At 51.1% G+C, this 24,385-nt stretch carries 20 protein-coding genes; 4 read left to right on the top strand and 16 right to left on the bottom strand.

The window, feature by feature from the left end:
* Window positions 1-178: 178 nt before the first annotated feature.
* Complete coding sequence (locus tag LKE88_RS00235) at window positions 179-1,345, bottom strand: iron-containing alcohol dehydrogenase (protein WP_231086905.1); 1,167 nt, start codon at window positions 1,343-1,345, stop codon at window positions 179-181.
* Between the two features lie 507 nt (window positions 1,346-1,852).
* Window positions 1,853-3,151 (bottom strand): IS110 family RNA-guided transposase, encoded by a 1,299-nt coding sequence (locus LKE88_RS00230; protein ID WP_276802284.1) that lies wholly within the window; start codon window positions 3,149-3,151, stop codon window positions 1,853-1,855.
* Window positions 3,152-3,744: 593 nt separating this feature from the next.
* On the opposite strand from LKE88_RS00230, the gene LKE88_RS00225 reads away from it, so the two are divergent.
* Window positions 3,745-4,506 (top strand): helix-turn-helix domain-containing protein, encoded by a 762-nt coding sequence (locus LKE88_RS00225; RefSeq protein WP_105325742.1) that lies wholly within the window; start codon window positions 3,745-3,747, stop codon window positions 4,504-4,506.
* Entirely contained in the window at window positions 4,503-5,420 is a 918-nt protein-coding gene (locus LKE88_RS00220; RefSeq protein WP_105325363.1) for an IS3 family transposase, read from the top strand. The genes LKE88_RS00225 and LKE88_RS00220 overlap by 4 nt, the downstream gene beginning before the upstream one ends.
* 492 nt (window positions 5,421-5,912) lie before the next feature.
* Here LKE88_RS00220 and LKE88_RS00215 read toward each other — a convergent pair whose 3' ends face one another.
* From LKE88_RS00215 to cdaA, 12 genes are all read right to left on the bottom strand, one after another.
* Window positions 5,913-6,476, bottom strand: coding sequence for a hemerythrin domain-containing protein (locus LKE88_RS00215; RefSeq protein WP_231086911.1), 564 nt, complete (start codon window positions 6,474-6,476; stop codon window positions 5,913-5,915).
* Between the two features lie 15 nt (window positions 6,477-6,491).
* Window positions 6,492-7,100, bottom strand: a complete 609-nt coding sequence (locus LKE88_RS00210; protein ID WP_105325826.1) for a hypothetical protein — start codon at window positions 7,098-7,100, stop codon at window positions 6,492-6,494.
* 19 nt (window positions 7,101-7,119) lie between these two features.
* Window positions 7,120-7,332, bottom strand: coding sequence for a DUF1858 domain-containing protein (locus tag LKE88_RS00205; protein ID WP_105325827.1), 213 nt, complete (start codon window positions 7,330-7,332; stop codon window positions 7,120-7,122).
* A 140-nt stretch (window positions 7,333-7,472) separates the two neighbouring features.
* On the bottom strand, window positions 7,473-8,966 hold the full coding sequence (locus LKE88_RS00200) for a glycosyl hydrolase family 18 protein (protein WP_231086916.1): 1,494 nt from the start codon (window positions 8,964-8,966) through the stop codon (window positions 7,473-7,475).
* 79 nt (window positions 8,967-9,045) lie between these two features.
* Window positions 9,046-10,440 (bottom strand): sodium:solute symporter family protein, encoded by a 1,395-nt coding sequence (locus LKE88_RS00195; RefSeq protein ID WP_105325828.1) that lies wholly within the window; start codon window positions 10,438-10,440, stop codon window positions 9,046-9,048.
* Between the two features lie 1,151 nt (window positions 10,441-11,591).
* Window positions 11,592-12,482, bottom strand: a complete 891-nt coding sequence (locus tag LKE88_RS00190; protein WP_255419934.1) for an IS3 family transposase — start codon at window positions 12,480-12,482, stop codon at window positions 11,592-11,594.
* Window positions 12,483-12,505: 23 nt separating this feature from the next.
* On the bottom strand, window positions 12,506-13,267 hold the full coding sequence (locus LKE88_RS00185) for a helix-turn-helix domain-containing protein (RefSeq protein WP_105325742.1): 762 nt from the start codon (window positions 13,265-13,267) through the stop codon (window positions 12,506-12,508).
* Between the two features lie 199 nt (window positions 13,268-13,466).
* Entirely contained in the window at window positions 13,467-14,765 is a 1,299-nt protein-coding gene (locus tag LKE88_RS00180) for an IS110 family RNA-guided transposase (protein WP_105325814.1), read from the bottom strand.
* Between the two features lie 547 nt (window positions 14,766-15,312).
* On the bottom strand, window positions 15,313-16,245 hold the full coding sequence (locus LKE88_RS00175; protein WP_105325830.1) for a manganese-dependent inorganic pyrophosphatase: 933 nt from the start codon (window positions 16,243-16,245) through the stop codon (window positions 15,313-15,315).
* Window positions 16,246-16,321: 76 nt separating this feature from the next.
* The gene (locus LKE88_RS00170) at window positions 16,322-17,941 is read right to left on the bottom strand and encodes an NAD(P)/FAD-dependent oxidoreductase (RefSeq protein WP_276802279.1); all 1,620 of its coding nucleotides are present in this window, start codon (window positions 17,939-17,941) and stop codon (window positions 16,322-16,324) included.
* Window positions 17,904-18,890: a CdaR family protein gene (locus LKE88_RS00165; protein WP_231087013.1), complete on the bottom strand. Its 987-nt coding sequence runs from the start codon at window positions 18,888-18,890 to the stop codon at window positions 17,904-17,906. The genes LKE88_RS00170 and LKE88_RS00165 overlap by 38 nt, the downstream gene beginning before the upstream one ends.
* Window positions 18,871-19,749, bottom strand: coding sequence for a diadenylate cyclase CdaA (gene cdaA / locus LKE88_RS00160; RefSeq protein ID WP_105325832.1), 879 nt, complete (start codon window positions 19,747-19,749; stop codon window positions 18,871-18,873). Before cdaA ends, LKE88_RS00165 begins: the two co-directional genes overlap by 20 nt.
* A 605-nt stretch (window positions 19,750-20,354) precedes the next feature.
* Between cdaA and LKE88_RS00155 the strand changes: the two genes are divergently transcribed.
* Window positions 20,355-20,489 carry a hypothetical protein gene (locus LKE88_RS00155; protein ID WP_276802276.1) on the top strand — a complete coding sequence of 45 codons (135 nt, stop codon included), beginning with the start codon at window positions 20,355-20,357 and terminating at the stop codon, window positions 20,487-20,489.
* A gap of 450 nt (window positions 20,490-20,939) precedes the next feature.
* On the opposite strand, the gene LKE88_RS00150 is transcribed toward LKE88_RS00155, so the two are convergent.
* Window positions 20,940-21,338 (bottom strand): DUF1828 domain-containing protein, encoded by a 399-nt coding sequence (locus tag LKE88_RS00150; protein ID WP_200820183.1) that lies wholly within the window; start codon window positions 21,336-21,338, stop codon window positions 20,940-20,942.
* A gap of 704 nt (window positions 21,339-22,042) precedes the next feature.
* Window positions 22,043-22,354 (bottom strand): helix-turn-helix domain-containing protein, encoded by a 312-nt coding sequence (locus tag LKE88_RS00145; RefSeq protein WP_200820184.1) that lies wholly within the window; start codon window positions 22,352-22,354, stop codon window positions 22,043-22,045.
* Window positions 22,355-22,608: 254 nt separating this feature from the next.
* On the opposite strand from LKE88_RS00145, the gene LKE88_RS00140 reads away from it, so the two are divergent.
* Complete coding sequence (locus LKE88_RS00140; protein WP_276802273.1) at window positions 22,609-23,865, top strand: M20 metallopeptidase family protein; 1,257 nt, start codon at window positions 22,609-22,611, stop codon at window positions 23,863-23,865.
* The last annotated feature ends 520 nt before the right edge of the window (window positions 23,866-24,385 follow it).

Below are 24,385 nucleotides of genomic sequence, written 5' to 3'. Positions count from 1 at the left end.
ATCCATTTCTCAAGGCCCCCGGCCGTAGAGAAATGGAATATACGACCCCTGCGATAGCTGCCCAGGAACTGAGCCTGTAAGGCGAAAGTGACTGGCTAGCAGCGAACCGCTGAGTGGATACCCCGAACCACATCACTTCAGGTCCGCTGACCGCACCAATCACCCATCAATCCCCCTCTTACATCGCTTCCGTCAAAATCGTCCGCACATCCTCAGCCGTCAGCACCTTGTACCCGCCTTGCAGCAAGAACGTACCCTTGATAATATCGTCAAACATCCCTTCCGTGCAGCCCAGCTCGGACAAATGCAGGTACACACCAATCTCCTTCATCCAACCTTCCAGCGCATTCAGGCCCGCATCAGCCAATTCTTCCTGACTCTTGCCTTCCGGATTGATGCCCCAAACATTCACCGCAAACCGGGCGAACTTGGCTAGCCCCGCTTCCTTGATCAGCCGGTAGTAAGGCAGAGAAACCGCAGACAGCGTCATCCCGTGGGTCGCATTGGTAACGCCCCCTACAGCCTGACCAATCATATGCACTTCCCAATCCTGGGACTTGCCGCAGCCAATCAGCGTATTCAGTGCCCAGGTAGCCGTCCACATAATATTGCTCCGTGCCTCATAGTCCTGCGGATCCTTCACCGCAATACGAGAACTGTGAATCAAAGACTTCATCAGCCCCTCCGCCAGATAATCGGACGTATTGTCATCCGTGCCCGAGAAGTACTGTTCCATAATATGGGACATAATATCGAAAATCCCAGCTTTCATCTGGTACACCGGCAGACTCATAGTATAACGCGGATTCAAAATCGTAAACTTGGGCATCACCCGGTCATCGAACACATGCCCAATCTTCAGCTTCTGCTCCGGATTGGTAATAACAGAACCCGCATTCATCTCGGACCCCGTCCCAGCCATAGTCAGCACGCAGCCAACAGGAATAATCTTGTTGTCCACATCCTCCATATGCAGATAATACTTGGTCCAAGGATCCTCTTCACAGTAGGCAGATACCGACAGCGCCTTGGCATAGTCGCAGGTAGAACCACCACCAACAGCCAAAATCAAATCCACAGCTTCAGCCTTAGCCAGCTTGCAGCCCTCGTTCAGCTTTGCCACCGTAGGATTGGGCATAACCCCCGGCAGCTCCACAACCACCTTGCCAGCCTTCTTCAGAGCAGCCAGCACATCCTCGTAAACCCCATTCTTCTTAATCGAGCCCCCGCCGTAGGTCAGCAGCACCTTAGGCCCAAACTTCGCCAATTCACCAGCCAGCGCATCAATCGCATTCTCACCAAAATGCAGCCGAACCGGATTCGAATACAAAAAGTTTCCTTGCATAAATATCTCTCCTTTACAAAACAAACAGCCCAACACCGCACCTAAGGAACTTAAAACCCAGCCCCCAGCACCAGCCACCACCCATGCAGCAGCCCCGTTGGACCCAATACAAACTACATATTTACTATAACACTTAAACCTGACTCTAAGGCAACCCCCATTCCTAGAATTTTTCCAGGATTTTACAAAAAGAGCAGAAAAAGAAAGCAACGCCGCAAGCATTGCAGAGCGGGGGCTACCTGCATTTCAGCACTAACCACTTTCAGCACACGGCCAGTATTGGCCTAAGAATGGCCCCTTCAAGCGTGAAGGGGCTGTCATCCTATAGGGATGACTGAGGAAGTTCAATCCAATAGGCCCGGAGGGCCTGCCCAACGGGCGCCCATAGCTCTCGCCTCTAGCATTCTGGTAATATGTCAAGCATATTTTTTTTAAGATATTCTATGTATTAATCAAAAAAAGGGCGCACTTCACCTGCACCCGATGTTGCTTCAAAAAAAACGGGTGCTATTTGAAATCGTTATTCTGTTCGGCGTTCAACTTTCCGCCGGCGTACAGTTGGTTTTTGACCAGCAAACCAAAAACGAGTCGTACTAATTTACGAGATGCAAGCGCGAGTGCTCTTTTATGCTGATGCTTTGGCACTTCAGCATATTTCTTGGCGTAATACTCTGCGTATTCAGGGATGTATCTTCGGACACTGTTTGCAGCCTCTCCAATATAATTACGGAGATATGTGTTACCCGTTCTGAAAACGGGTGTTTCCTCGGCCACGAAGTCGCCTGAATCGCTCTTGCGCCAAGTAAGTCCAACGTATTTAGCTAGCGAATCAGCTGAGCGAAAAGCGGAAATATCACCAATCTCAGCGAGAATGCCAGCAGCCAAGACTGGTCCAATACCAGGAATGGACCGTAGAATCATGTAGGCGTTAGGATTAACGCCCTTGACCGTCTTTTCTATAGCATGATCAATTGCCTTAATTTCCTTCTTGTAAGACTCAATACAGTTGAACGAACTGGCCAGAGCGATTGTCAGGGGTTCAGCTGCACGCTTATCAAGACGATAGGAATCCTGGGCGGCCTTTTTTAGCAATTTAGAGGTTTCAGCTAAGTTTGTAATGCGATTCCGGCTTTTTTTTGCCAGAAATTGTAGGAGCTCTTCTTCGCTGGCATCCACAATATCCTGTACAGAAAAGAATTCTGTCAAAACGGCAGCTGAAGTGGTCCCAAAAATGTTACTAAAGGGCTGTGATTCCTGATCCAAAATCTCCAGTTCACTAAATTTAAGAAACAGATTGGAAATCATGTAGGTCTTTTCTCTTGTGATGCATTCAGCGAGGTGCAGTCGGTGCCGTGTCAGACGCTTGAGTGCAAGAAACTGACTGCCTCTCCAGGGAGAACTCTTGATTTTGCCAATCCGAGCTAAATCAGAAATGATATATGCGTCCGTTGAATCAGTTTTGGAAAGGCCAATAAAAGTTTTTCGGTAATTCGCTGTGATTTTTGGATTGAGACAATAAACATACGGATGAAAAGGCATGAGAATTTCGCTGGCTGACAGGAAATTGGCAATATGAATACTGTACATGGAGGTGGATTCTAATGCGAAAACGATAGTATTTAGATTTCGATGAGAAAGCATACATTTACAGATAGCATTCGCCAATTTTTCAGCGCCAGGCTGATTATTAGGGAAAGAATCAGAAAGAAGCTTATTCTGTTCAAAGTCCATGGCATAGACAACATTGGATTTTGAACTTACATCAATACCGACGTATAAAGTTGACAAAGTGTTGATCTTAATCATGATATCATCCTCCTTCCCAGATCAGATTTGTGAAGCCTGAGCAAAAGGTTTATCCCAGGCATCATGAAGTAACCGCAACCTCGCGCAATTAGCATTCATCCTGTCAGCCTTTTTGCTGGTGCTAAGGCAGGAGATGCAACTTCTGTGTTAGCGGAGTAATGCTTCATGAGCTGGGCCGCATGCTAAAGGGAGCAGACACAGACGAACTGGCTGCAAGGGGAGATAGCAGTGCCTCCGGACATCAGACTCTACTGATATCGTACCATGGGAAAACCTTTTGTTACAGAGCTTCAGATTGTATAGACGGGAAACCGGAAGAGGAAAATTCTCCGAATGGTTCTTACCGCTATACGCACAAAAAATATGTATGTGAGCTGTTTTTAATAACTCACATACATATCATACGAGGGGAGAGCTGGCATCCACGCTAGTGGATGACTGAGAGTGGATACCCCGAACCACATCACTTCAGGTTCGCTGACCGCACTAACATCACATCCGCCCGGAGGGCCACTACCTACATTCCTGCACTAGCCCCCATTCAGCACACGGTCAGTAGCGGCCTAGCATGCCTCCTTCAAGCGTGGTATGCTATGAATAAAGTAGACTGGCATATAGTTAAACCTCCTGGATTCGTTGAAAGGAGAGTATGTAAAATGTCTATATCGAAAGTCAGTGCAGAGGATAAATTAAAGGCTGTCAAAGCTGTTCTTGCTCATGAAGAATCACCAATGGTTTCTGCAAAAAGGTTAGGGGTTCACTGGAAAGCAGTACAGTATTGGGTAGATGAATATATAGGAAATGGTCCTGAGGTATTTAACAAAAGACAGGTTAAAAGTTATTCTGCTGATCTTAAGATCCAATGCGTAGAGGAATATCTTAAGGGCGAAACGACTATGTCCCAGCTGGTACAAAAATACGGATTAAAAAGTTCTCGTCAAATCAGAGACTGGTTAAAGAAGTATAATAGTCATGAGGAACTAAAAAGTTCGGGTACTGGAGGTGCCAAGATCATGACTAAAGCTAGACAAACGACCTTTGACGAGCGCGTTGAAATCGTAAAATACTGCATTGAAAACGGGAATGCTTACCATGAAACCGCTGAAAAGTTTAAGGTTTCCTACCAGCAAGTCAGAAATTACGTCTTAAAATATAATAAGTACAATACCGAAGGACTCATAGATGGGCGCGGACACAGGAAGCCAGTAGAAGTCCCTGAAGAAGCCCCTACAGAATATGAGTGTATGAAAGCTGAACTCAAACTGGCTAATGCAAAACTCAAAGCCAAGGATATGGAGATTGATTTCCTAAAAAAACTCGATATTGTGGAAAGGAGGCGGGATTCACACAAATAAGATATGGAGCCATTTATGAAGCCATTAAAGAACTGCACGCTGAAAAGAATTACCCTATTCTTGGCCTGTGCAAATTGGGAAAAGTGTCCCGGGCCGGCTACTACAAATGGCTTCATAGAGAGCCTTCAGCACGCGAAATTGACGACAAGGAAATTGCTAAAAGAATAGAAGAGATATACAAGGCTGACCCAGCTAAAGGGTACAGACGAATAGCTGATGACTTACGAGCCCCAAATAAGAAGATCTATCCTGACACGAAACCAATAGCAATTGGTGACGGTCGCGTTCTTCATCTTTGTCGAGTGATAAATATAAAGTCTACGATTAAATATGCCCCTAAGGGCTGCACCCAGCGTGCAATAGATCCTGCATACATTGCAGAAAATATCTTGAATAGGGAATTTAAAGCCGATGCCCCTAACCAGAAATGGTGTACTGACGTCTCAGAATTTCACTACTATGAGGGGGTAGTTGTGCATAAGGTATATCTGAGCGCGATTATTGACCTGTATGACAGACGAATTGTTTCCTATGTGATAAGCAACCGGAACGATAAAAATTTGGTATTCAATACCTTCAATAAGGCATTGTTGAAAAACCCTGGCGCGCATCCCCTGTTTCACTCTGACCGGGGATTCCAATACACCTGCAGGGATTTCCGCAAGATGATTCTAGATGCTGGTATGACGCAGAGTATGTCACGGATAGGAAAATGCATTGATAATGGCCCGATGGAAGGCTTCTGGGGCATGCTGAAAAGAGAACGGTACTATACTCGTGACTTCGACAGCCGTAAAGCTTTGGTAACGATGATTAATAACTACATGGAGTATTACAACAGTGGCCGTTTGCAGCGGAATTTGGGCCGTTTGACCCCTATGCAAAAACATAATAGCTACCAAATGGCGGCGTAGAGGTTTATATTATTAGGAACTGTCTACTTGACGGGGAGCACACCAGCGTGAAGGAGGTGGCAGCCGCTAGGCTGACGGAGAAAGTTTCTAATTGTAGGGCGAAAATGACTGGCTAGCAGCGAACCGCTGAGTGGATACCCGGAAAACATTGCCTGCAATGTCCACTGACCGCACCAAGCATTCTCGTTTTTTAGCGGCCTCCGGCCGCCTGCCTTCCCCGCACAACAGCAGTCCCAGGCGGGGAAGGAAGCAATTATTTCCTTAATTGCCTTCATCAAGCGTGAGGAAGGTGGCCCGCCTCTTTCCATCACCCGAAGGATGGTAGAAAGGGGTGGGCCGGAAAGAGTTTTCAGTTCGGCATTGCAGGATGGGGCCCCCCACACACAGCAAAAGCCCGTTCAAAACGATTCCTCGTTTTGAACGGGCTCTCACCTGGTTTATGCTAGAGAAAGGGTTATTCTTGACAGTAATCACAGATAAAGCGTTACTTTTCTACCCCACATACTTCTTTTCCAACACATCAAGCATCGCCAAATAATGGTTCTGCACACCCTTGGCACTTTCCTGGTCCTCAAACACCTTGCTGCGCTCATCCACACTGGCCATAATCTCCGGTGCCAGATGCGCTTCGGCAAAAGTGTACACCACATTGTTTTCCTTCTCCACGTGGCGTTTCAGGAGGCGGGCATAGCCCATAGCCTCGGTAATGATGTCCAGCTTGTATTCCGTCTTGGGGTTCTTTTCATATTCGTCCAGGGCAGTGACCAGGCTCATCACATGGTCCCGGCCCAGGTCATGCTCAACCAGCATCCCATTGGTCACCAGCGTCTCCGCAACCCGTCCCAAATGGGCGGTCATTTCTGGAAACAGGAACTTTTCTTCCTTGCCATGGTGATGCTTATCGGAGTAATTCCGGGTAAAATCCACAATCTGGCGGAAATCGGCCACATCCACCGGCTTGCCTTCCAGAATCTGGATGCAGGCCTGCCGGATTACTTCCAGCATACGGCTGATATTGGCGTGTTCCGCTACCATAGTTTCAATGCTGTAGCTCATGTTTCAGGTCCTTTCTTACAGGCTTTTCAGGTTCAGCACGTAATGCACGTGGTCAGCACCCTGTAATTCGTAGGCCGTATCGGCAAGCATCCCCTGCATCATCTTGTCCCGCAGGTCGTAGTACACCGCCGGATTCACATTGGCTTCCTGCCAATACCCGCCGTGCAGGTCGCTGGATTGCTCCCAGGCATACGCTTCCGGATTCTGGTCCGTTACCTGGTTCACATGGTCGCAGGGCATCCCGTTCAAAAACTTGTTTTCAAACGCCCGGTAAATGTCCCCAGCGGAGCTTTCTGCCGGCAGCGCATTTTCCGTGCCAAACTGCATAGCCAGAGCTTCCAGTTCCGGCAGCAGGTCAGCGTTGTTATTGAGCAGCGCCCCTACCAGAGCCGCATACCGGCCTTCCGCATCATGAATGCGTTCCTGCAGCCAGCCATGAATGTTCATGGTATCAATCAGTTCGTCCAAAGGACGAGTTTCGTTATTTACGTATTCAGAAGCCTTCTTGTCGCCAGTGTTCCAGCCCTTCTTTTCCGCTTCTTCCGCAATCTTGCGGATCAGCGCTTCCTGCAGCTGGATCTTGCCGTACAGCCAGTGATGAATAGGACCCAAAAATGCGCTCATGCTGACTCCCCCTTACCCCTTAGGCTTTTTCGATGCATTCATTGACAGCAGCCACAACCTTTTCAGGGTCGAAGCCATGCACATAAGCAGCATCGTTCAGGGATTCCATTTGGGAAGAAGGGCAGCCCAGGCAGTGCATGCCAATCCCCATCAGAACAGGAATGGTTTCAGGATGTTCGTTGACGATTTGACCAACCAGCATATCACCAGTAACTTTTTTTGCGTTTTCCATAATTCATACCTCCATGTATTGTACAGAGCCTCTTGCGAGGGCATTTACGTTCTCGATGATTGTAGTATACGCAATTTAGGCCAAATAGTCCGTTGTTATAACAACGTAACTGAAACTTTTTTCAAAACATTACCGTAAACTCAAAATACCGGGTCCACTTTCCCCCAGATTTCCGGGTCCTCAAACCCCTTCCGCCAGTACGCCCGTCCCGCCAGGTCGTAGCGGCTCACCAGCGCCGACTTGAGCGCCAGGGACCGGGCATCTTCCTGCCACACCCGGTACAACACATTTTGGTCCTTATATTCGAAATAATGCTGCCCCTCCTGGCTCTTCCAGCCCGGCACCAGCTCCTTGTCCGCAATCAGCTGCTCCGCCTGCTTCATAGTCAGCGTGGAAGCCGTCACCTTGCCGTTTTCTTCCTTCCACAGCCGCATATAAAGCGGCATCCCCAGCACCAGCTTCTTGGCCGGCACCTCCTGGAGCACCAGCTTTACCCCCTGCTCCACCCAGTCAAGCCCTGCCACCGAGCCGCTCACAGGGGACAGCCGGCTGTGCTGGTCGTAGGCCATCAGCATCACATAATCCACCTGCTCCGCCAGCCCCTTCCGGTCGTAACATTTGGACCAATTGCCGTTTTCCGACGGCACCGTCACATCAATGGACACCGTCAGCCCCTGCTTGTGCAGCGCCTGGGCAATCTCCCCCACAAAATCCGTCAGCCGGTCCCGGTCCTCCATTTTAATGTTCTCAAAATCCAGATTCACCCCGTCCAGCTGGTAATCATGGGCCAGCTTGCACAACTGCCGCACCACCTGGGTCCGCCCCGCCGGATTGTCCAGCAGCTCGTGGGTCAGCTTAGCATCAAACCCATTGGTAATAAGAGCCCACACCGCATAGCCCCGGTCATGGGCCCGCTCCACATAGTCCAGATCCGTTGCCTTGAGCGCAATATCCCCCTGGGCCGACGTAATGGCCCACCAGCAGGGCGAAACCACATTGATATGCGGATTCCGAGTCTCCTTCACCAGCTGTGTCAAATTGTCCTTAGGCCCAAACACGTCCCACACCAGATTAAGCGGCCCCTGCACCCGCACCGCCTTGTAGGGCTTCACCAGCTTAATCCCCGGCTTCCGGAGAGCACCCTCCACTACAGGCACCTCCACCTGCCGAGCCTTGGCCAGCCGGACGGACTTCACCCCCTGCCCTTCCTGCTTTTCCGGCTTGGCCTGCTCAGCCTTCCCCGTTGCCTCTTGGGCAGCCGCTTGTTCCGCAGCCATCTTCTCCTGCCCCTCCGGCTTGTTTTCCGGAGCCGCAGACTTTTCGGCCGGTTTCTCCCCTGCCTTCGCTTCCTGCTTCTCCGCTGTCTGAGCCGGATTTCCCTGCTGAGCCTGCTCCAAAGCGTTCCCAGCCCCAGCCGTCTTAACAGCCGCTTCCCCCCTGGAAACCTCAGCCCCTGGCTGCACCGTACCCGCCTGGACCACCGCCCCAGCTTCCACTGTCTGCGCCTTTACCGTACTGACACGAGTGCCGCCAGTACCCGCAGCCTCGCCCCCAGTACCAGCCCCGGCAGCCCACACCACCGGCTGGGACAAACAAGCCAAAATCGCACCACACAAGAGAATATTTTTGCGCATAAGAACTCCTTTCAATAGAAAAAATATAAAAAATAACTCCGGACCTTCTGCCAGGCAGAAAGACCGGAGTCAATTCCAATTACAATGGACGGATGGGTGTCCGGTCCACAAGCCGCACCAAAAGCAGCGTTACCAGGCAGATCAGCCATTCAAAATAAATCACGTGGGGCAGGAACCGAATCCCCGGGCACAGCTGCCAAACCAGCAGCCCCACAATGCCCACCAGCGTCGTCCAAAAAGCCGTACTCTTCCGGCACAGCCCCGGCGCAAACATCGTGCAGAGGAATACCAGCGTGAAAGCCGTGGTCAGGCTCAGCCCGATCATCATCACCTTCACAATACCTACCGCATTAAACGCCAGCCACAGCGTACCCAGCCCCACCACCAGAATAATCCAGCGATTGGCCCGGACATACTGGTCAGCCGTAATATCCGGCCGCAGGAACCGCTTGTAAATATCCTGCGCAATTAGCGTCCCCGCACCCAGAAGAATCGTGCAGGCCGTAGAAACATCTGCCGCCCAGAGCGCCGCCAGCGTCAGCCCCGACGTAAACGGATCCAGACTCATAATAATCTGAGGCAGCGCCTGCGTCGGATTAATATCCGGGAACTGCGCCAAAGCCGCCATACCCAAAATCGCCGAAAGAAAACCAATGGGGAAAATCAAAATACCCCCCAGTACAAACCCCTTCCGGGCCGCCGAGGCACTCTTGGCCCCGCAGGCAATCTGCACCGGCCCCTGCGCACTAATCGTCTGCGTCGTCATCACCAGAATCCAGCCCAGCAGCGTAGCCCCCGAAATCCCATCAAAGAAACTGAACCACTGGAAATTCGCCGCCGGCAGCATCGCCTCAATCCCCGCAATACCACCGTCCCGGAGCAGAATCCGAACCACCGACACCAGGATTCCGATATAAATAATCGACACACTCAGCAAATTGGACAGCCCCGAGGACCACAGCCCCCCAATGGACGTCACCCCAATAAACACAATTGCGCTAACAATCATACCCGTCTTCATAGAGAAAATCTCCGGCATCAGCGTGGACAAAATCGAGCCACCCGCCACATACTGCAAAGACGTAATACAAATCATAATCATAGAAAGCCCAATCACACTAATGATCCGCGCCTTCTTGTCATAACACCGCTCAAATAACTCCGGCACCGTAGTACAATTTAACGACCGATACTTCCCCGCCGCCACCAGACCCATCACAATCGCCCCAATGGACCAAGCACCATTGTACCAACCAGCAGAAAGCCCCACCTTCGTAGCACTCTCCGCCACACCCACCGTAGACGCAGCACCAACCGCCATCCCAGTAATACTCACCGCCACCAAACCAGGACCAAACGCCCGCCCCGCGAACAAATACTCCTCCGGATTGAGACTCGCCCGCCGCTTCACATAAAACGAAACACCAAACAAAAGAGCAATATACAGTACTACAATGCACAACTGAATCGACATGAACCAACACTCCCTGCTTTTCTACTTTCCTGCTATAAACAATTTCTATTATACGTCCACCAGCAACGGATTGTCTAGAAAAAAGAAAATAAAGTAGAAAACCTTAGACCATCACCAAAAGTCCGCTGACCGCACCAACCTTTAAAGGCTCCTCACTTTAGGGGGGAGCTGGCAGCCACGCAGTGGCTGACTGAGCGAGGATTCCCGGCACTAGCACCAGGAAGTCCGCAGACCGCACGACCAAAAACCCGGTACAGAGTTTTCTACAGCAAAAAATTGCCACAGGCAATTTTTCTGTAGTTGAGCTACCTAACGGCCCTCACTAGCCCCAGATGGGGACAAACTTTCCCCAGAGGGGAAAGTGGCTCCGCAGGTGCCGATAGAGGAACCCCGGAGGGCCAACCAAGTATTAGCGGCCCCCGGCCGCCTGCCTTCCCCGCACAACATCATTCCAAGGCGGGGAAGGTCGGCATTGCCTCCAGCAATGCCGGGTTGGGGCAACTACCTACATTCCTGTACTAGCTCCCATTCAGCACATGACCAGTAGTGTCCTAGAACGCTTCCTACAAGCGTTGCGGCCGCATCCAAACAGCCCGACAAATTTTGCAAGAGGCTGTTTGGTTAATAAGGCCCATGCGATAGCCGTCCAGGAAGTGAGCCCTGTGGGCGAAACTGACTGGAGTACGGCGAACCGCTCAGGAAGTGTCGCCACAGGCGACGATAGAAGTTTATCCATTTTTCGCGGCCCCCGGCCGCCTGCCTTCCACTTACCTGTTCGCCGCGTTGCGCGAACAGGAGAAGGGGAAGGAAGCAATGCCGCAGGCATTGCAGGATGGGGTTCCCAACCAAGCCACCCGAAGAGCCAACTCGCCCCCATTTCAGCCCTATCCCCCATTTTCCCCCTAGACAACTAAACTATCCCATATTATAATATATTCAACTTGAAAACCGTTTTACGGTTTTGGATGGGACGTGTTACGACATGTCCCTTTTTTTTTACTATTTTTCACTATATGCAAAGATTTGACCTCATTTTACTACCTAACGGCCCGCACTAGCCCCCATTCAGCATACGACCAGTGATGCCTAGTAAGCCTTCTGCAAACTGGTGTGCTCCCCGTCAAGTAGACAGTTCCTAATAATATAAACCTCTACGCCGCCATTTGGTAGCTATTATGTTTTTGCATAGGGGTCAAACGGCCCAAATTCCGCTGCAAACGGCCACTGTTGTAATACTCCATGTAGTTATTAATCATCGTTACCAAAGCTTTACGGCTGTCGAAGTCACGAGTATAGTACCGTTCTCTTTTCAGCATGCCCCAGAAGCCTTCCATCGGGCCATTATCAATGCATTTTCCTATCCGTGACATACTCTGCGTCATACCAGCATCTAGAATCATCTTGCGGAAATCCCTGCAGGTGTATTGGAATCCCCGGTCAGAGTGAAACAGGGGATGCGCGCCAGGGTTTTTCAACAATGCCTTATTGAAGGTATTGAATACCAAATTTTTATCGTTCCGGTTGCTTATCACATAGGAAACAATTCGTCTGTCATACAGGTCAATAATCGCGCTCAGATATACCTTATGCACAACTACCCCCTCATAGTAGTGAAATTCTGAGACGTCAGTACACCATTTCTGGTTAGGGGCATCGGCTTTAAATTCCCTATTCAAGATATTTTCTGCAATGTATGCAGGATCTATTGCACGCTGGGTGCAGCCCTTAGGGGCATATTTAATCGTAGACTTTATATTTATCACTCGACAAAGATGAAGAACGCGACCGTCACCAATTGCTATTGGTTTCGTGTCAGGATAGATCTTCTTATTTGGGGCTCGTAAGTCATCAGCTATTCGTCTGTACCCTTTAGCTGGGTCAGCCTTGTATATCTCTTCTATTCTTTTAGCAATTTCCTTGTCGTCAATTTCGCGTGCTGAAGGCTCTCTATGAAGCCATTTGTAGTAGCCGGCCCGGGACACTTTTCCCAATTTGCACAGGCCAAGAATAGGGTAATTCTTTTCAGCGTGCAGTTCTTTAATGGCTTCATAAATGGCTCCATATCTTATTTGTGTGAATCCCGCCTCCTTTCCACAATATCGAGTTTTTTTAGGAAATCAATCTCCATATCCTTGGCTTTGAGTTTTGCATTAGCCAGTTTGAGTTCAGCTTTCATACACTCATATTCTGTAGGGGCTTCTTCAGGGACTTCTACTGGCTTCCTGTGTCCGCGCCCATCTATGAGTCCTTCGGTATTGTACTTATTATATTTTAAGACGTAATTTCTGACTTGCTGGTAGGAAACCTTAAACTTTTCAGCGGTTTCATGGTAAGCATTCCCGTTTTCAATGCAGTATTTTACGATTTCAACGCGCTCGTCAAAGGTCGTTTGTCTAGCTTTAGTCATGATCTTGGCACCTCCAGTACCCGAACTTTTTAGTTCCTCATGACTATTATACTTCTTTAACCAGTCTCTGATTTGACGAGAACTTTTTAATCCGTATTTTTGTACCAGCTGGGACATAGTCGTTTCGCCCTTAAGATATTCCTCTACGCATTGGATCTTAAGATCAGCAGAATAACTTTTAACCTGTCTTTTGTTAAATACCTCAGGACCATTTCCTATATATTCATCTACCCAATACTGTACTGCTTTCCAGTGAACCCCTAACCTTTTTGCAGAAACCATTGGTGATTCTTCATGAGCAAGAACAGCTTTGACAGCCTTTAATTTATCCTCTGCACTGACTTTCGATATAGACATTTTACATACTCTCCTTTCAACGAATCCAGGAGGTTTAACTATATGCCAGTCTACTTTATTCATAGCATACCAAACGTGGAGAAGGTGGCGCCGCAAGGCGACGGATGAGGTTCACCGCCATTCTGCCCAGCGGGCGCCCATAGCTCTCGCCTTTAGCATTCTGGTAATATGTCAAGCATATTTTTTTTAAGATATTCTATGTATTAATCAAAAAAAGGGCGCACTTCACCTGCACCCGATGTTGCTTCAAAAAAAACGGGTGCTATTTGAAATCGTTATTCTGTTCGGCGTTCAACTTTCCGCCGGCGTACAGTTGGTTTTTGACCAGCAAACCAAAAACGAGTCGTACTAATTTACGAGATGCAAGCGCGAGTGCTCTTTTATGCTGATGCTTTGGCACTTCAGCATATTTCTTGGCGTAATACTCTGCGTATTCAGGGATGTATCTTCGGACACTGTTTGCAGCCTCTCCAATATAATTACGGAGATATGTGTTACCCGTTCTGAAAACGGGTGTTTCCTCGGCCACGAAGTCGCCTGAATCGCTCTTGCGCCAAGTAAGTCCAACGTATTTAGCTAGCGAATCAGCTGAGCGAAAAGCGGAAATATCACCAATCTCAGCGAGAATGCCAGCAGCCAAGACTGGTCCAATACCAGGAATGGACCGTAGAATCATGTAGGCGTTAGGATTAACGCCCTTGACCGTCTTTTCTATAGCATGATCAATTGCCTTAATTTCCTTCTTGTAAGACTCAATACAGTTGAACGAACTGGCCAGAGCGATTGTCAGGGGTTCAGCTGCACGCTTATCAAGACGATAGGAATCCTGGGCGGCCTTTTTTAGCAATTTAGAGGTTTCAGCTAAGTTTGTAATGCGATTCCGGCTTTTTTTTGCCAGAAATTGTAGGAGCTCTTCTTCGCTGGCATCCACAATATCCTGTACAGAAAAGAATTCTGTCAAAACGGCAGCTGAAGTGGTCCCAAAAATGTTACTAAAGGGCTGTGATTCCTGATCCAAAATCTCCAGTTCACTAAATTTAAGAAACAGATTGGAAATCATGTAGGTCTTTTCTCTTGTGATGCATTCAGCGAGGTGCAGTCGGTGCCGTGTCAGACGCTTGAGTGCAAGAAACTGACTGCCTCTCCAGGGAGAACTCTTGATTTTGCCAACCCGAGCTAAATCAGAAATGATATATGCGTCCGTTGAATCAGTTTTGGAAAGGCCAATAAAAGTTTTTCGGTAATTCGCTGTGATTTTTGGATTGAGACAATAAACATACGGATGAAAAGGCATGAGAATTTCGCTGGCTGACAGGAAATTGGCAATATGAATACTGTACATGGAGGTGGATTCTAATGCGAAAACGATAGTATTTAGATTTCGATGAGAAAGCATACATTTACAGATAGCATTCGCCAATTTTTCAGCGCCAGGCTGATTATTAGGGAAAGAATCAGAAAGAAGCTTATTCTGTTCAAAGTCCATGGCATAGACAACATTGGATTTTGAACTTACATCAATACCGACGTATAAAGTTGACAAAGTGTTGATCTTAATCATGATATCATCCTCCTTCCCAGATCAGATTTGTGAAGCCTGAGCAAAAGGTTTATCCCAGGCATCATGAAGTAACCGCAACCTCGCGCAATTAGCATTCATCCTGTCAGCCTTTTTGCTGGTGCTAAGGCAGGAGATGCAACTTCTGTGTTAGCGGAGTAATGCTTCATGAGCTGGGCCGCATGCTAAAGGGAGCAGACACAGACGAACTGGCTGCAAGGGGAGATAGCAGTGCCTCCGGACATCAGACTCTACTGATATCGTACCATGGGAAAACCTTTTGTTACAGAGCTTCAGATTGTATAGACGGGAAACCGGAAGAGGAAAATTCTCCGAATGGTTCTTACCGCTATACGCACAAAAAATATGTATGTGAGCTGTTTTTAATAACTCACATACATATCATACGAGGGGAGAGCTGGCAGCCACGCTAGTGGATGACTGAGAGTGGATGCCCCGATACCACATCACTTCAGGTCCGCGGACCGCACCACCACAAAACAAATCAGGCCGTGCACCCTGCACGGCCTGATTTCATCTTAATGCAATACTATTCCTGAAACGCCTTCGTCAACGGCGGCACAATCTGCTTCTTCCGGGACAGCACCCCAGGCAGATGATAATGCCCGTCAGCCTCCCGCTGGCCAAACGCCTTGTCCAGCACCTCAGCGTTCTTTCCAGCCCACAACAGTTCCGTCACCTCATTGATAATATCCGTCACCATCAGCAGCGTAGTGTCCGCTTCACACTGGTCCACCATATCCTGCAAAGCACCCTGCAGCGCCGGCCATTTTGCCTTGGCCTTTTCCCCGTCCATCACGTTGATCTGAGCCACCGTTACCTTGCCCTGAGGGAAATCAAATTCCTTCATATCCCCGTGGCAGATAGCGCTGGGGCTCAGAGAGTTGATGGCAGAGCCAGCCTGCAGCATATCCATAGCGTACTTTTGCGGATCTTCCAGCCCGGCAATCTTCGCCAGCGCCATAGCCGCTTCCTTGTCCTTTTCCGTGGTAGTCGGGGACTTGAAGTACAGCGTATCAGAACTAATGGCAGAGAACAGCAGCCCCGCAATGGTCGGGGTCAGCGTTACGTTCTTTTCCACACTAATATTGTAAATAATGGTGCCCGTGCAGCCCACCGGCTGAATCCGTACCATCAAAGGATTGGCCGTCACAATGCCGCCCATCCGGTGATGGTCGATAATTTCCAGAGGATTGGCCTTGCTGAAGCCGTCCACAGCCTGGCTCAGCTCATTGTGGTCCACCAGAATCACGTCCTGGCCCTCCGCCAGTTCCGTGTTCAGCCGGGGAGCGTCCACCTTCCAGTAATCCAGCACATACTGGGTTTCCGGGTTCACATTCCCAGCCCGGCAAGCCTCCACCTTCTCACCCAATTGGGTCTTCACATAGGCATAAGACAGGGCAGAGCAAATAGAGTCCGTATCCGGATTCTTGTGTCCTGTAATAATCGTTACGTTTTCCATAAATCGCATCTCCTCATGGTTCACTTAGTCTCGCACCCAGGGGGTGCCTCTTGGAATACTTTCCATAGTGTTCTTATTATAGCACAGGTTTGGCAAAACGGGCCATAAGCCGATGACTCTGATGGTACCCGTCCATAGCGGCACTCATAATGCCCCCCGCATAGCCAGCCCCTTCTCCAGCCGGGTACAGCCCCGGACAGTTCACAGACTCCCCGCTTTCATCACGGACAATCCGCACCGGCGCCGACGTCCGGGTTTCCACCCCAATCAGCAGCCCCTGGGTCCCAAACCCCGGCAGCTTCTTGTCAAACACCCCCAGCCCATGCTGGAGTGTCTCCGCCACCGCCGGGGGCAGCACCTTCTTCAGGTCCGCCGCCACCAGTCCCGGCCGGTAGCTGGGCTTAAACGGCACCTTCAGGTCCGGCGCCGTCCCTTCCAAATAGCTCCGGGAAGACTGAGCCGGAGCCCGGTAATCCTTGCTGACCCCATAGGCCAGCCGCTCGTACTTCCGTTGGAATTCCATACCCCCCAGCGGCCCCGGCGGAAAATCCTTGGGGTCCACATTCACCACCAGCGCACTGTTGGCCAACCCCGTATCCCGCAGGAACGGGCTCATCCCGTTGACCACCACGCCCCCCGGCTCCGAAGCAGACGCCACCACCTGGCCCCCCGGGCACATACAGAACGAATATACCGCACGGCCCGTAGCCTTATCGTGGTACACCAGCGCATAGTCCGCCGCCCCCAGCTTAGGGTGCTTGGCAAACGTCCCGTACTGGGCCCGGTTGATCAGCTCCTGCTGATGCTCAATCCGCACCCCCACCGCAAATGCCTTGGCCTCCAAATGGACGCCCCGAGCAAGCAGCATCTGGTACGTATCCCGAGCCGAATGGCCGCAGGCCAGAACCAGCCCCTGACACTTCACCCATTCCTGGCCGTTCAGCTCCACTTCCGTAAGACCACCGGCCGCATCCCGGCGCACATTGGTCACCTGGGTTTCGTAGCGCACCGTGCCCCCGTAAGCCTTAATCTGGTGAATCAGCCCCGTCACCATAATCCGCAGCTTGTCCGTGCCCACGTGAGGCTTCTGTTCCGTGAGAATCTCCTCCGGCGCCCCCGCATCCACAAACAATTGGAGCAAATGCCCCATAATCGGGTCATTCACCCGGGTGGTCAGCTTCCCGTCAGAAAACGTCCCGGCACCCCCGGCCCCAAACTGCACATTGCTCACCGGGTCCAGCTTCCCCGTCTTCCAGAACGTCTCCACGTCCCGGATCCGGTGGGCCAAATCCCGGCCCCGCTCTACCACAATAGGCGCGTACCCGTACTTGGCCAGCTCCAGCGCCGCCACAAGCCCCGCAGGCCCCAGCCCCACCACAATAGGCCGGCTGGTAAGCCCTTCCGTGCCAAATACCGGCACCGGTTCCGGCTTTTCTTCCCATTCACTAATCTGCGGATCCCGAAGCAGCTCCGCCTTCTGCCCTTCACTGATACGCAGCTCCGCCAGCAGATGGTACACCAGCACAATACTGCTTTTGTGCCGGGCATCTACCGCCTTCCGCAGCACCCGTACCTTCCCGATGCTGCCCTCCGGCAAACGGAGCTTTCGGGAAAGCAGCTGGGGCAGGCCCTGCCTGCTGTCCAGCCCCACCCGGATATTATTGATTCGTAGAACTACTGTTTTTTGCTGCTGCACTTTGTCCCTCCGGAGCTTTCGTAAGCGTAATTTCCACCAGCACACTGTGGGTGTCCGCCAGAACCTGGTCAGGAATCTGCAGCGGCATCTTCAGCTCCACATCACTGGTAATATTCGTCAACACAATCGGAGCCGTTTGAATCTCCTTAATATTGCCCAAAACCGCCGGTTCCGCCGTCAGCTTCACCGTGGCAGGCGTCAACTTCACATTGGCAATGGTCACCCCAGCCGGGAGCTGCCCTGACATATTCGCCTTAATGGGGAAATCATTAGTACCCAACTGCCGCACAATGGTCACCGTAGTCTTCACCTTGGACGGCACAACCTTCACATCATACATCTCCCGGCCCGTCTTGTCCACAGCCACCACCGTAGCATCCGACGTAAAGTTCTGGTCCTTGTTGCTGATATCCACCATCACCAGCACCTTGGCCACCTCCGCAATCCGGGCACTGGCCCCCCGGATGGTCACCTTAGCCGGATTCAGGTCCATATGACTCACCGTCACCCCACTGTTGGGAACCCCCACAATCCGCGGTTCCACCTCCACAGACTTCTCCGCCAGAGAATCTGTTTCCAGCTGCAGCAGACTCGGCGTGACCTCCGCCACTTCCCCCATCCGCACCGTAGCCATCACATTGTACGTATTCATCCCCTTGGGAGCGTCCGTAAAATCAATATACGCCTTAATATCCCCCTCCCGGAGCACCGCAATCTGCGAACGCGTACCACTCACCTTCACATTCACCGTCTCCGGCATATCCTTCACCACCATATCTTCCGCCAAATTGTTGGCCGCCAGCGGCACCCGGAACGTCTTCGTGGTAATCGGGTTCTGCTCATTCATGACATACACCCACAAAATGCAGGCCACCACCAGCGCCATCACCCGCACAAACCAGGAATTCCGCTTGTTGGCCCCCTCATCATTATGCTTTTGGGTTATCATGGAAGTCATCCCCTTTCTGCCCCTCGTCCTTGTGCTTGCGCAGCGCCTCAAACTTCAGCCGAATCGAATCCTTCCAATTGAGCATCGGCTGCTTCATCACCGGCCGCAAAAGATCCCGCACATCCCGGTGCGTCAAATACCGTTGGAGAGCACCCCCACGAGCCAAAGAAACCGCACCCGTTTCCTCACTCACCACCAGTACCAGCGCATCTGTCTGCTCAGACAGACCAATTGCCGCCCGGTGCCGCGTACCCAGCTCCTGACTCAAATTCCGCGCCTCCGTCAAAGGAAGCAGACAGCTCGCCGCAGCAATCCGGTTCCCCCGGATAATCACCGCCCCATCATGCAGCGGCGTATTGGGAATAAAAATATTTTCAAAAAGAGCCGTACTAATCAAACCATCAATCTGGATACCCGTCTCAATATAGTCATCCAGACCAGTCTCCCGCTCGAAAACAATCAGCGCCCCAATCTTGTTCCGGCTCAAATCATCCGCCGTAGTCGCCACCGCCTCCAGCATATTCTCAATTTCTTCCTCATTGAGCACCGTACTCCGGCGGAATAACTTCCCCCGCCCAATCTGCTCCAGCGCCCGCCGCAGCTCCGGCTGAAAAACCACCGGCAGCGCAATCATCACCACCGTCATAAACTTTTCCAAAATCCAGTTGATCACATACAAATTCAGCCACTTACTGATCAACATAATCACCAGCAGCATCAACAGCCCCTTGACTAAGGACGCCGCCCGCGTATTCTTCAACATCAAATACAATTTATTTAAGAAAAACGCCACTACCAGGATATCCAACACATCCAGCGCAGTAATCGTGTGAATCAAACCAAGCACATGCCCACCCATAAAAGTTCCTCCCTCATAGAATATCGCCACAAAAGTAGCATCAACCTATTATAGACTATTTCCAGAGCCCGACGCAAATAGTTGAAGAGAAAAATATGGCAGGAAACGCATAACGCCCCACACTACCCCCATGGACTCCACGACCAAAAACCGCTACAGAGTTTTCTACAGCAAAAAATTGCCTCAGGCAATTTTTCTGTAGTTGAGCTACCTAACGCCCCGCACTAGCCCCAGATGGGGACAAGCTTTCCCCAAAGGGGAAAGTGGCACCACAGGTGCCGATAGAGAAACCCCGGAGGGCCAACCAAGTATTAGCGTCCTCCGGCCGCCTGCCTTCTCCGCCCAACAACATTCCAAGGCGGGGAAGGAAGCAATGCCGCAGACATTGCAGGATGGGGCAACTACCTACATTTCAGTACTAGCCCCCAATTAGCACACGACCAGTGGTGGCCTGAACGCTTCCTGCAAGAGTGAAGGAAGTGTCGCCGTAAGGCGACGATAGAAGTTTAATCCATAAAGCTTTTTACCCCCTCCTGCCCAGCGGGCGCCCATAGCTCTCGCCTCTGGGAGTCGTATCCATTTCTCAAGGCCTTGGCCGTAGAGAAATGGAATATACGACCCCTGTGATAGCTGCCCAGAAGGCAAGCCCGCAGGGCGACGCCGCCTGGCTAGCAGCGAACCACTATGCGGCCGCATCCAAACAGCCCGACAAATTCTGCAAGGGGCTGTTTGGTCAATAAGGCCCATGCGATAGCCGTCCAAGAAGCAAGTCCGTCAGGACGTAGCTGATTGGAGCACGGCGAACCGCTGAGTGGATACCCCGAACCACATCACTTCAGGTTCGCAGACCGCACCAATATCCCATCTGCCCGGAGGGCCACTACCTGCATTTCTACACTATCCCCTATTCAGCACATGACCAGTAGTGGCCCTGAACGCTTCCTGCAAGAGTGTAGGAAGTGTCGCCGTAAGGCGACGATAGAAGTTTATCCTGTTGTTTGCGGCCCCCGGCCGCCTGCCTTCCACTTACCAGTGCACTGCTTAGCGTGCACTGGTAAAGAGGAAGGTGCCGGTGGAATCACCGGCGGATGGAGTTCAAAACCAATTTGCCCAGAGGGCCCCACCCCACAAAAAAACACTTGACCATCCCCTATCACAGAATGTCAAGTGTTTACCAATACCTATAGAATTCAAGCAGCACCGTTCTCTACAAACAGACGCAGTTGACATACATCCAACATCGTCTGCAGCAGCGTATGCTGCTTCTCCGGAATATCACCACGGTCACAAATCACAAACAACTCCAGCGAATTCCCATCATACTGAATCCCCTTGCTGGCCAGAATCTGATTGAAAATATGTTTTCTTTTACCCTGCTGCAAAGAAATACCATACATCTTCAAATCATCAACAATATATCCCAGATCCGTAATTTTTACCTGATGATTTCCCAGGTCCTTAATATATATCTGCGTATAATCATTATGACGATCGAGAAAGGGAGTTGTAATTTCAACCGTAGAATCATCAATTCTGGCTTGCGTCATATTACACTTTAGCCAATCCAGATAATTTTGAATATGATTCACAGCCCCCGCCTCCTTCCAAACACCTGCTGCAGCTCATAACACCTACAATACTCTTGTTGAAGCTATTTTATACTAGATTACCCTTTCGAACAAGCAGAAAAACACCCCTCTAGCATCCCCATGCAACTGCCAAAAAAAGAATCCAGCAATTCCATCCAATCCTTTGCGTCCCCCGGCCGCCTGCCTTCTCCGCCCAACAACATTCCAAGGCGGGGAAGGAAGCAATGCCGCAGGCATTGCAGGATGGGGCAACTACCTACATTTCAGTACTAGCCCCCAATTAGCACACGACCAGTGGTGGCCTAAGACCGGCCCATCCAAGCGTTGCGCTCATATCCAATAGTCCATCAGCTTTTTAAAGGACTATTGGTTAATATGAGCCATGTGATAGCATTCCAAGAAGCGAGCTCAGAGAGCGAAGCTGATTGGCATAATGCGAACCACTGAGGGGCTGTCATCCGATAGGATGACTGAGGAAGTTTCATCCAATTGGCCCGTAGGGCCAGCCCAAAGGGCGCCCATAGCTCTCGCCTTTAGGGGAGAGCTGTCACCGAAGGTGACTGAGAGTGGATTCTCGGCACCAGCACACTTCAGGTCCGCTGACCGCACCAACCCGTTGTCTGCACAACAAAAAACGGCTTTTCAGCCCCCCAAGGGCTGAAAAGCCGTTTCCTCTACACTCTTACTTCTTCCTTCTCAAACGCCTAAAAAGCCGCTTCACTGGATTCCGCAGTTTCTCTTGCGTTAGCCGCTTCGCCAACAACAGCCGTTTTCCGGCCAAGGGACCCCCTGCGGGGAAGCACCCTCCTTCTGGTCTCTCCGGGCTGCCGTTCCTTACCGTACAACCGTTCCATACCAGCCTGGGTAACCAACCAAATCCCACCGGACTTCTGGTATTCCCCATCCCGGAAACGGGGCGGGTAACCCTTTTGGCCCGTACAGGCTTGGTTAATGGTGATGGGTTTCAGCCCCCACCGTTCAGACGCTTCTCTTACTGTCATTACGCCATTGATCATGAAATCCCCTTCTTCCTCCCATAGAACTCTTACACTTCGCTTCGCGGGTTCGAAGCACTCCCCTCAGTGGCTGCAAAGCAACCTCCTGTATCTTTTATTATTATATCATAATATTAATATTCTTGGGTAGTAAAATTCAATTTTTCACAGCTTATTTGCAATTTTTATACTAACTTGTAAACACGTGTATCACTTTTCCCCTTTTTCATGCTATAATGCACCCGTAAAAAGACTACGAAAAGAGGCATATGTCCATGGAAATACTCAAAGAGGCCCAAGCCCAGTTCAACGAAACCCTTCGCCTGCGCCGCCATTTTCATGAAAACCCCGAACCCAGCAACCAGGAAACCGAAACCATCGCCTACCTGGAACAATACCTCAAAACCCAGAACATCCCCACCCGCAATATCCCCGACGCCGGCCTCCTGGGCATCTTGGACAGCGGCAAACCCGGCAAAACCCTGCTCCTCCGCGCCGACACCGACGCCCTGCCCATCCAGGAAAGCCCCAACAACCTGAAAGGCCCCAAAACCTGCCTTTCCAAACGCCCCGGCCTTTCCCACGCCTGCGGCCACGACGCCCACATGGCCATGGCCCTTGCCGCCGCCCGGATCCTGGCCGCCCATACAGAAGAATGGACCGGCAAAATCCTCCTCTGCTTTGAACGCGGCGAAGAAGAAAGCGGCGACATCCAAAACCTCCTCCCCTACCTGGTAAACCAGCTGGGAATACACATCGACGGCTGCTACGCCACCCACGTCCGCTGGGATATGCCCGCCGGCACCGTCTCCCTGACCCCCGGCCCCGTCATGGCCGGCGGCTGCTCCTTTGTCATCGAACTGGACGGCACCTTCGGCCACGGCGCCCGCCCCGACCTGGCCAATAACCCCATGGACTGCTTCACTACACTGTACCAGCAGCTCAGCGCCTTCCGCACCCGCAGCGTAGACCCCTTCCAGTGCCTCACCTTCTCCCTGGGCTTTGTCAAAAGCGGCGAAAAATATAACGTCATTCCCGACAAACTCACCTTCGGCGGCACCGCCCGCTTCTTCTCCTACGAAAAAGCCGGCCGCCCCTTTGTAGAATTCCTCAAAAAAGCTCTGGAACAAAACACCACCCTCTATGGCTGCAAAGCCAAAATCCTCCAAATGCCCGAAGCCCTTTTCGAAGTCAATAACCACCCCCAATGCGCCGCCCTGGGACGAACCGCTTTGGAACACGACCTCGGTCCCCAGCATATCCAGGACCCCCAACCCTGGATGGCCTCAGAATCCTACGCCCTGTACCTACAAAAATTCCCCGGCGTCCTCACCTTCACCGGCATCGCAAATAAAGAGGAAGGCTGCGGCGCCAACCACCATACCCCCGAATTCGACATCGACGAACGAGGCCTGATCTACGGCACCGCCATGGCCGTCAGCTACGCCCTCGCCTTTTTGAATACCCCCCAGCCCATCAAATTTACCCCCAACCCAGAACCAGTGGAACAACTCGCCAAACGCAACGTCTAACCCAATACCAAGCCAAGGATAACAGCGGCCCCCAGCCGCTGTTTTTTTGATGCTGTTTTTTCTATCAGCATTTGGCGCCCCATTGCATATATATATTGTAGGAAATTGAAACACGACCACATCGTTAATCAATATCTCCGGCAAGCACACGGACAGTAGTGGTCTAAGAATGCCTCTTTCAAGCGTTGCGGTCACGTCCAAACAGCGTCACAGGTATTCTAGAAGCTGTTTGGTACACGTGACCCATGTGATAGCCGTCCAAGAAGCAAGTCCGCAAGGACGCTGCTGATTGGAGCACGGCGAACCACTAAGGAAGTGTCGCCACAGGCGACGATAGAAGTTTATTCAGTTGTTTGCGGCCGCAGGCCGCCTGCCTTCCACTTACCTGTTCGCCGCGTTGCGCGAACAGGAGAAGAGGAAGGTGCCGGTGGAATCACCGGCGGATGGAGTTCAAATCCAGGATGCCCGGAGGGCCGGCCCGCACTACACCCGTTGACCGCACATGACCTTCCACGTTTGG

This window comes from Acidaminococcus hominis (assembly GCF_022484025.1).
Taxonomy (GTDB): Bacteria; Bacillota; Negativicutes; order Acidaminococcales; family Acidaminococcaceae; genus Acidaminococcus; species Acidaminococcus hominis.
This window is presented reverse-complemented; position numbering and strand designations above follow the sequence as displayed.

Bases quoted from the DNA above. Each gene is read 5' to 3' on its own strand.
- LKE88_RS00195 (WP_105325828.1), bottom strand. From the start codon at position 10,440: ATGTCGATTCAGTTGTGCATTGTAGTACTGTATATTGCTCTTTTGTTT.
- LKE88_RS00215 (WP_231086911.1), bottom strand. From the start codon at position 6,476: ATGAGCTACAGCATTGAAACTATGGTAGCGGAACACGCCAATATCAGC.
- LKE88_RS00230 (WP_276802284.1), bottom strand. From the start codon at position 3,151: ATGATTAAGATCAACACTTTGTCAACTTTATACGTCGGTATTGATGTA.
- LKE88_RS00210 (WP_105325826.1), bottom strand. From the start codon at position 7,100: ATGAGCGCATTTTTGGGTCCTATTCATCACTGGCTGTACGGCAAGATC.
- cdaA (WP_105325832.1), bottom strand. From the start codon at position 19,749: ATGGGTGGGCATGTGCTTGGTTTGATTCACACGATTACTGCGCTGGAT.
- LKE88_RS00225 (WP_105325742.1), top strand. From the start codon at position 3,745: ATGAATAAAGTAGACTGGCATATAGTTAAACCTCCTGGATTCGTTGAA.
- LKE88_RS00140 (WP_276802273.1), top strand. From the start codon at position 22,609: ATGGAAATACTCAAAGAGGCCCAAGCCCAGTTCAACGAAACCCTTCGC.
- LKE88_RS00165 (WP_231087013.1), bottom strand. From the start codon at position 18,890: ATGATAACCCAAAAGCATAATGATGAGGGGGCCAACAAGCGGAATTCC.
- LKE88_RS00185 (WP_105325742.1), bottom strand. From the start codon at position 13,267: ATGAATAAAGTAGACTGGCATATAGTTAAACCTCCTGGATTCGTTGAA.
- LKE88_RS00200 (WP_231086916.1), bottom strand. From the start codon at position 8,966: ATGCGCAAAAATATTCTCTTGTGTGGTGCGATTTTGGCTTGTTTGTCC.
- LKE88_RS00205 (WP_105325827.1), bottom strand. From the start codon at position 7,332: ATGGAAAACGCAAAAAAAGTTACTGGTGATATGCTGGTTGGTCAAATC.
- LKE88_RS00235 (WP_231086905.1), bottom strand. From the start codon at position 1,345: ATGCAAGGAAACTTTTTGTATTCGAATCCGGTTCGGCTGCATTTTGGT.
- LKE88_RS00180 (WP_105325814.1), bottom strand. From the start codon at position 14,765: ATGATTAAGATCAACACTTTGTCAACTTTATACGTCGGTATTGATGTA.
- LKE88_RS00145 (WP_200820184.1), bottom strand. From the start codon at position 22,354: ATGATCAATGGCGTAATGACAGTAAGAGAAGCGTCTGAACGGTGGGGG.
- LKE88_RS00155 (WP_276802276.1), top strand. From the start codon at position 20,355: ATGGAATATACGACCCCTGTGATAGCTGCCCAGAAGGCAAGCCCGCAG.
- LKE88_RS00175 (WP_105325830.1), bottom strand. From the start codon at position 16,245: ATGGAAAACGTAACGATTATTACAGGACACAAGAATCCGGATACGGAC.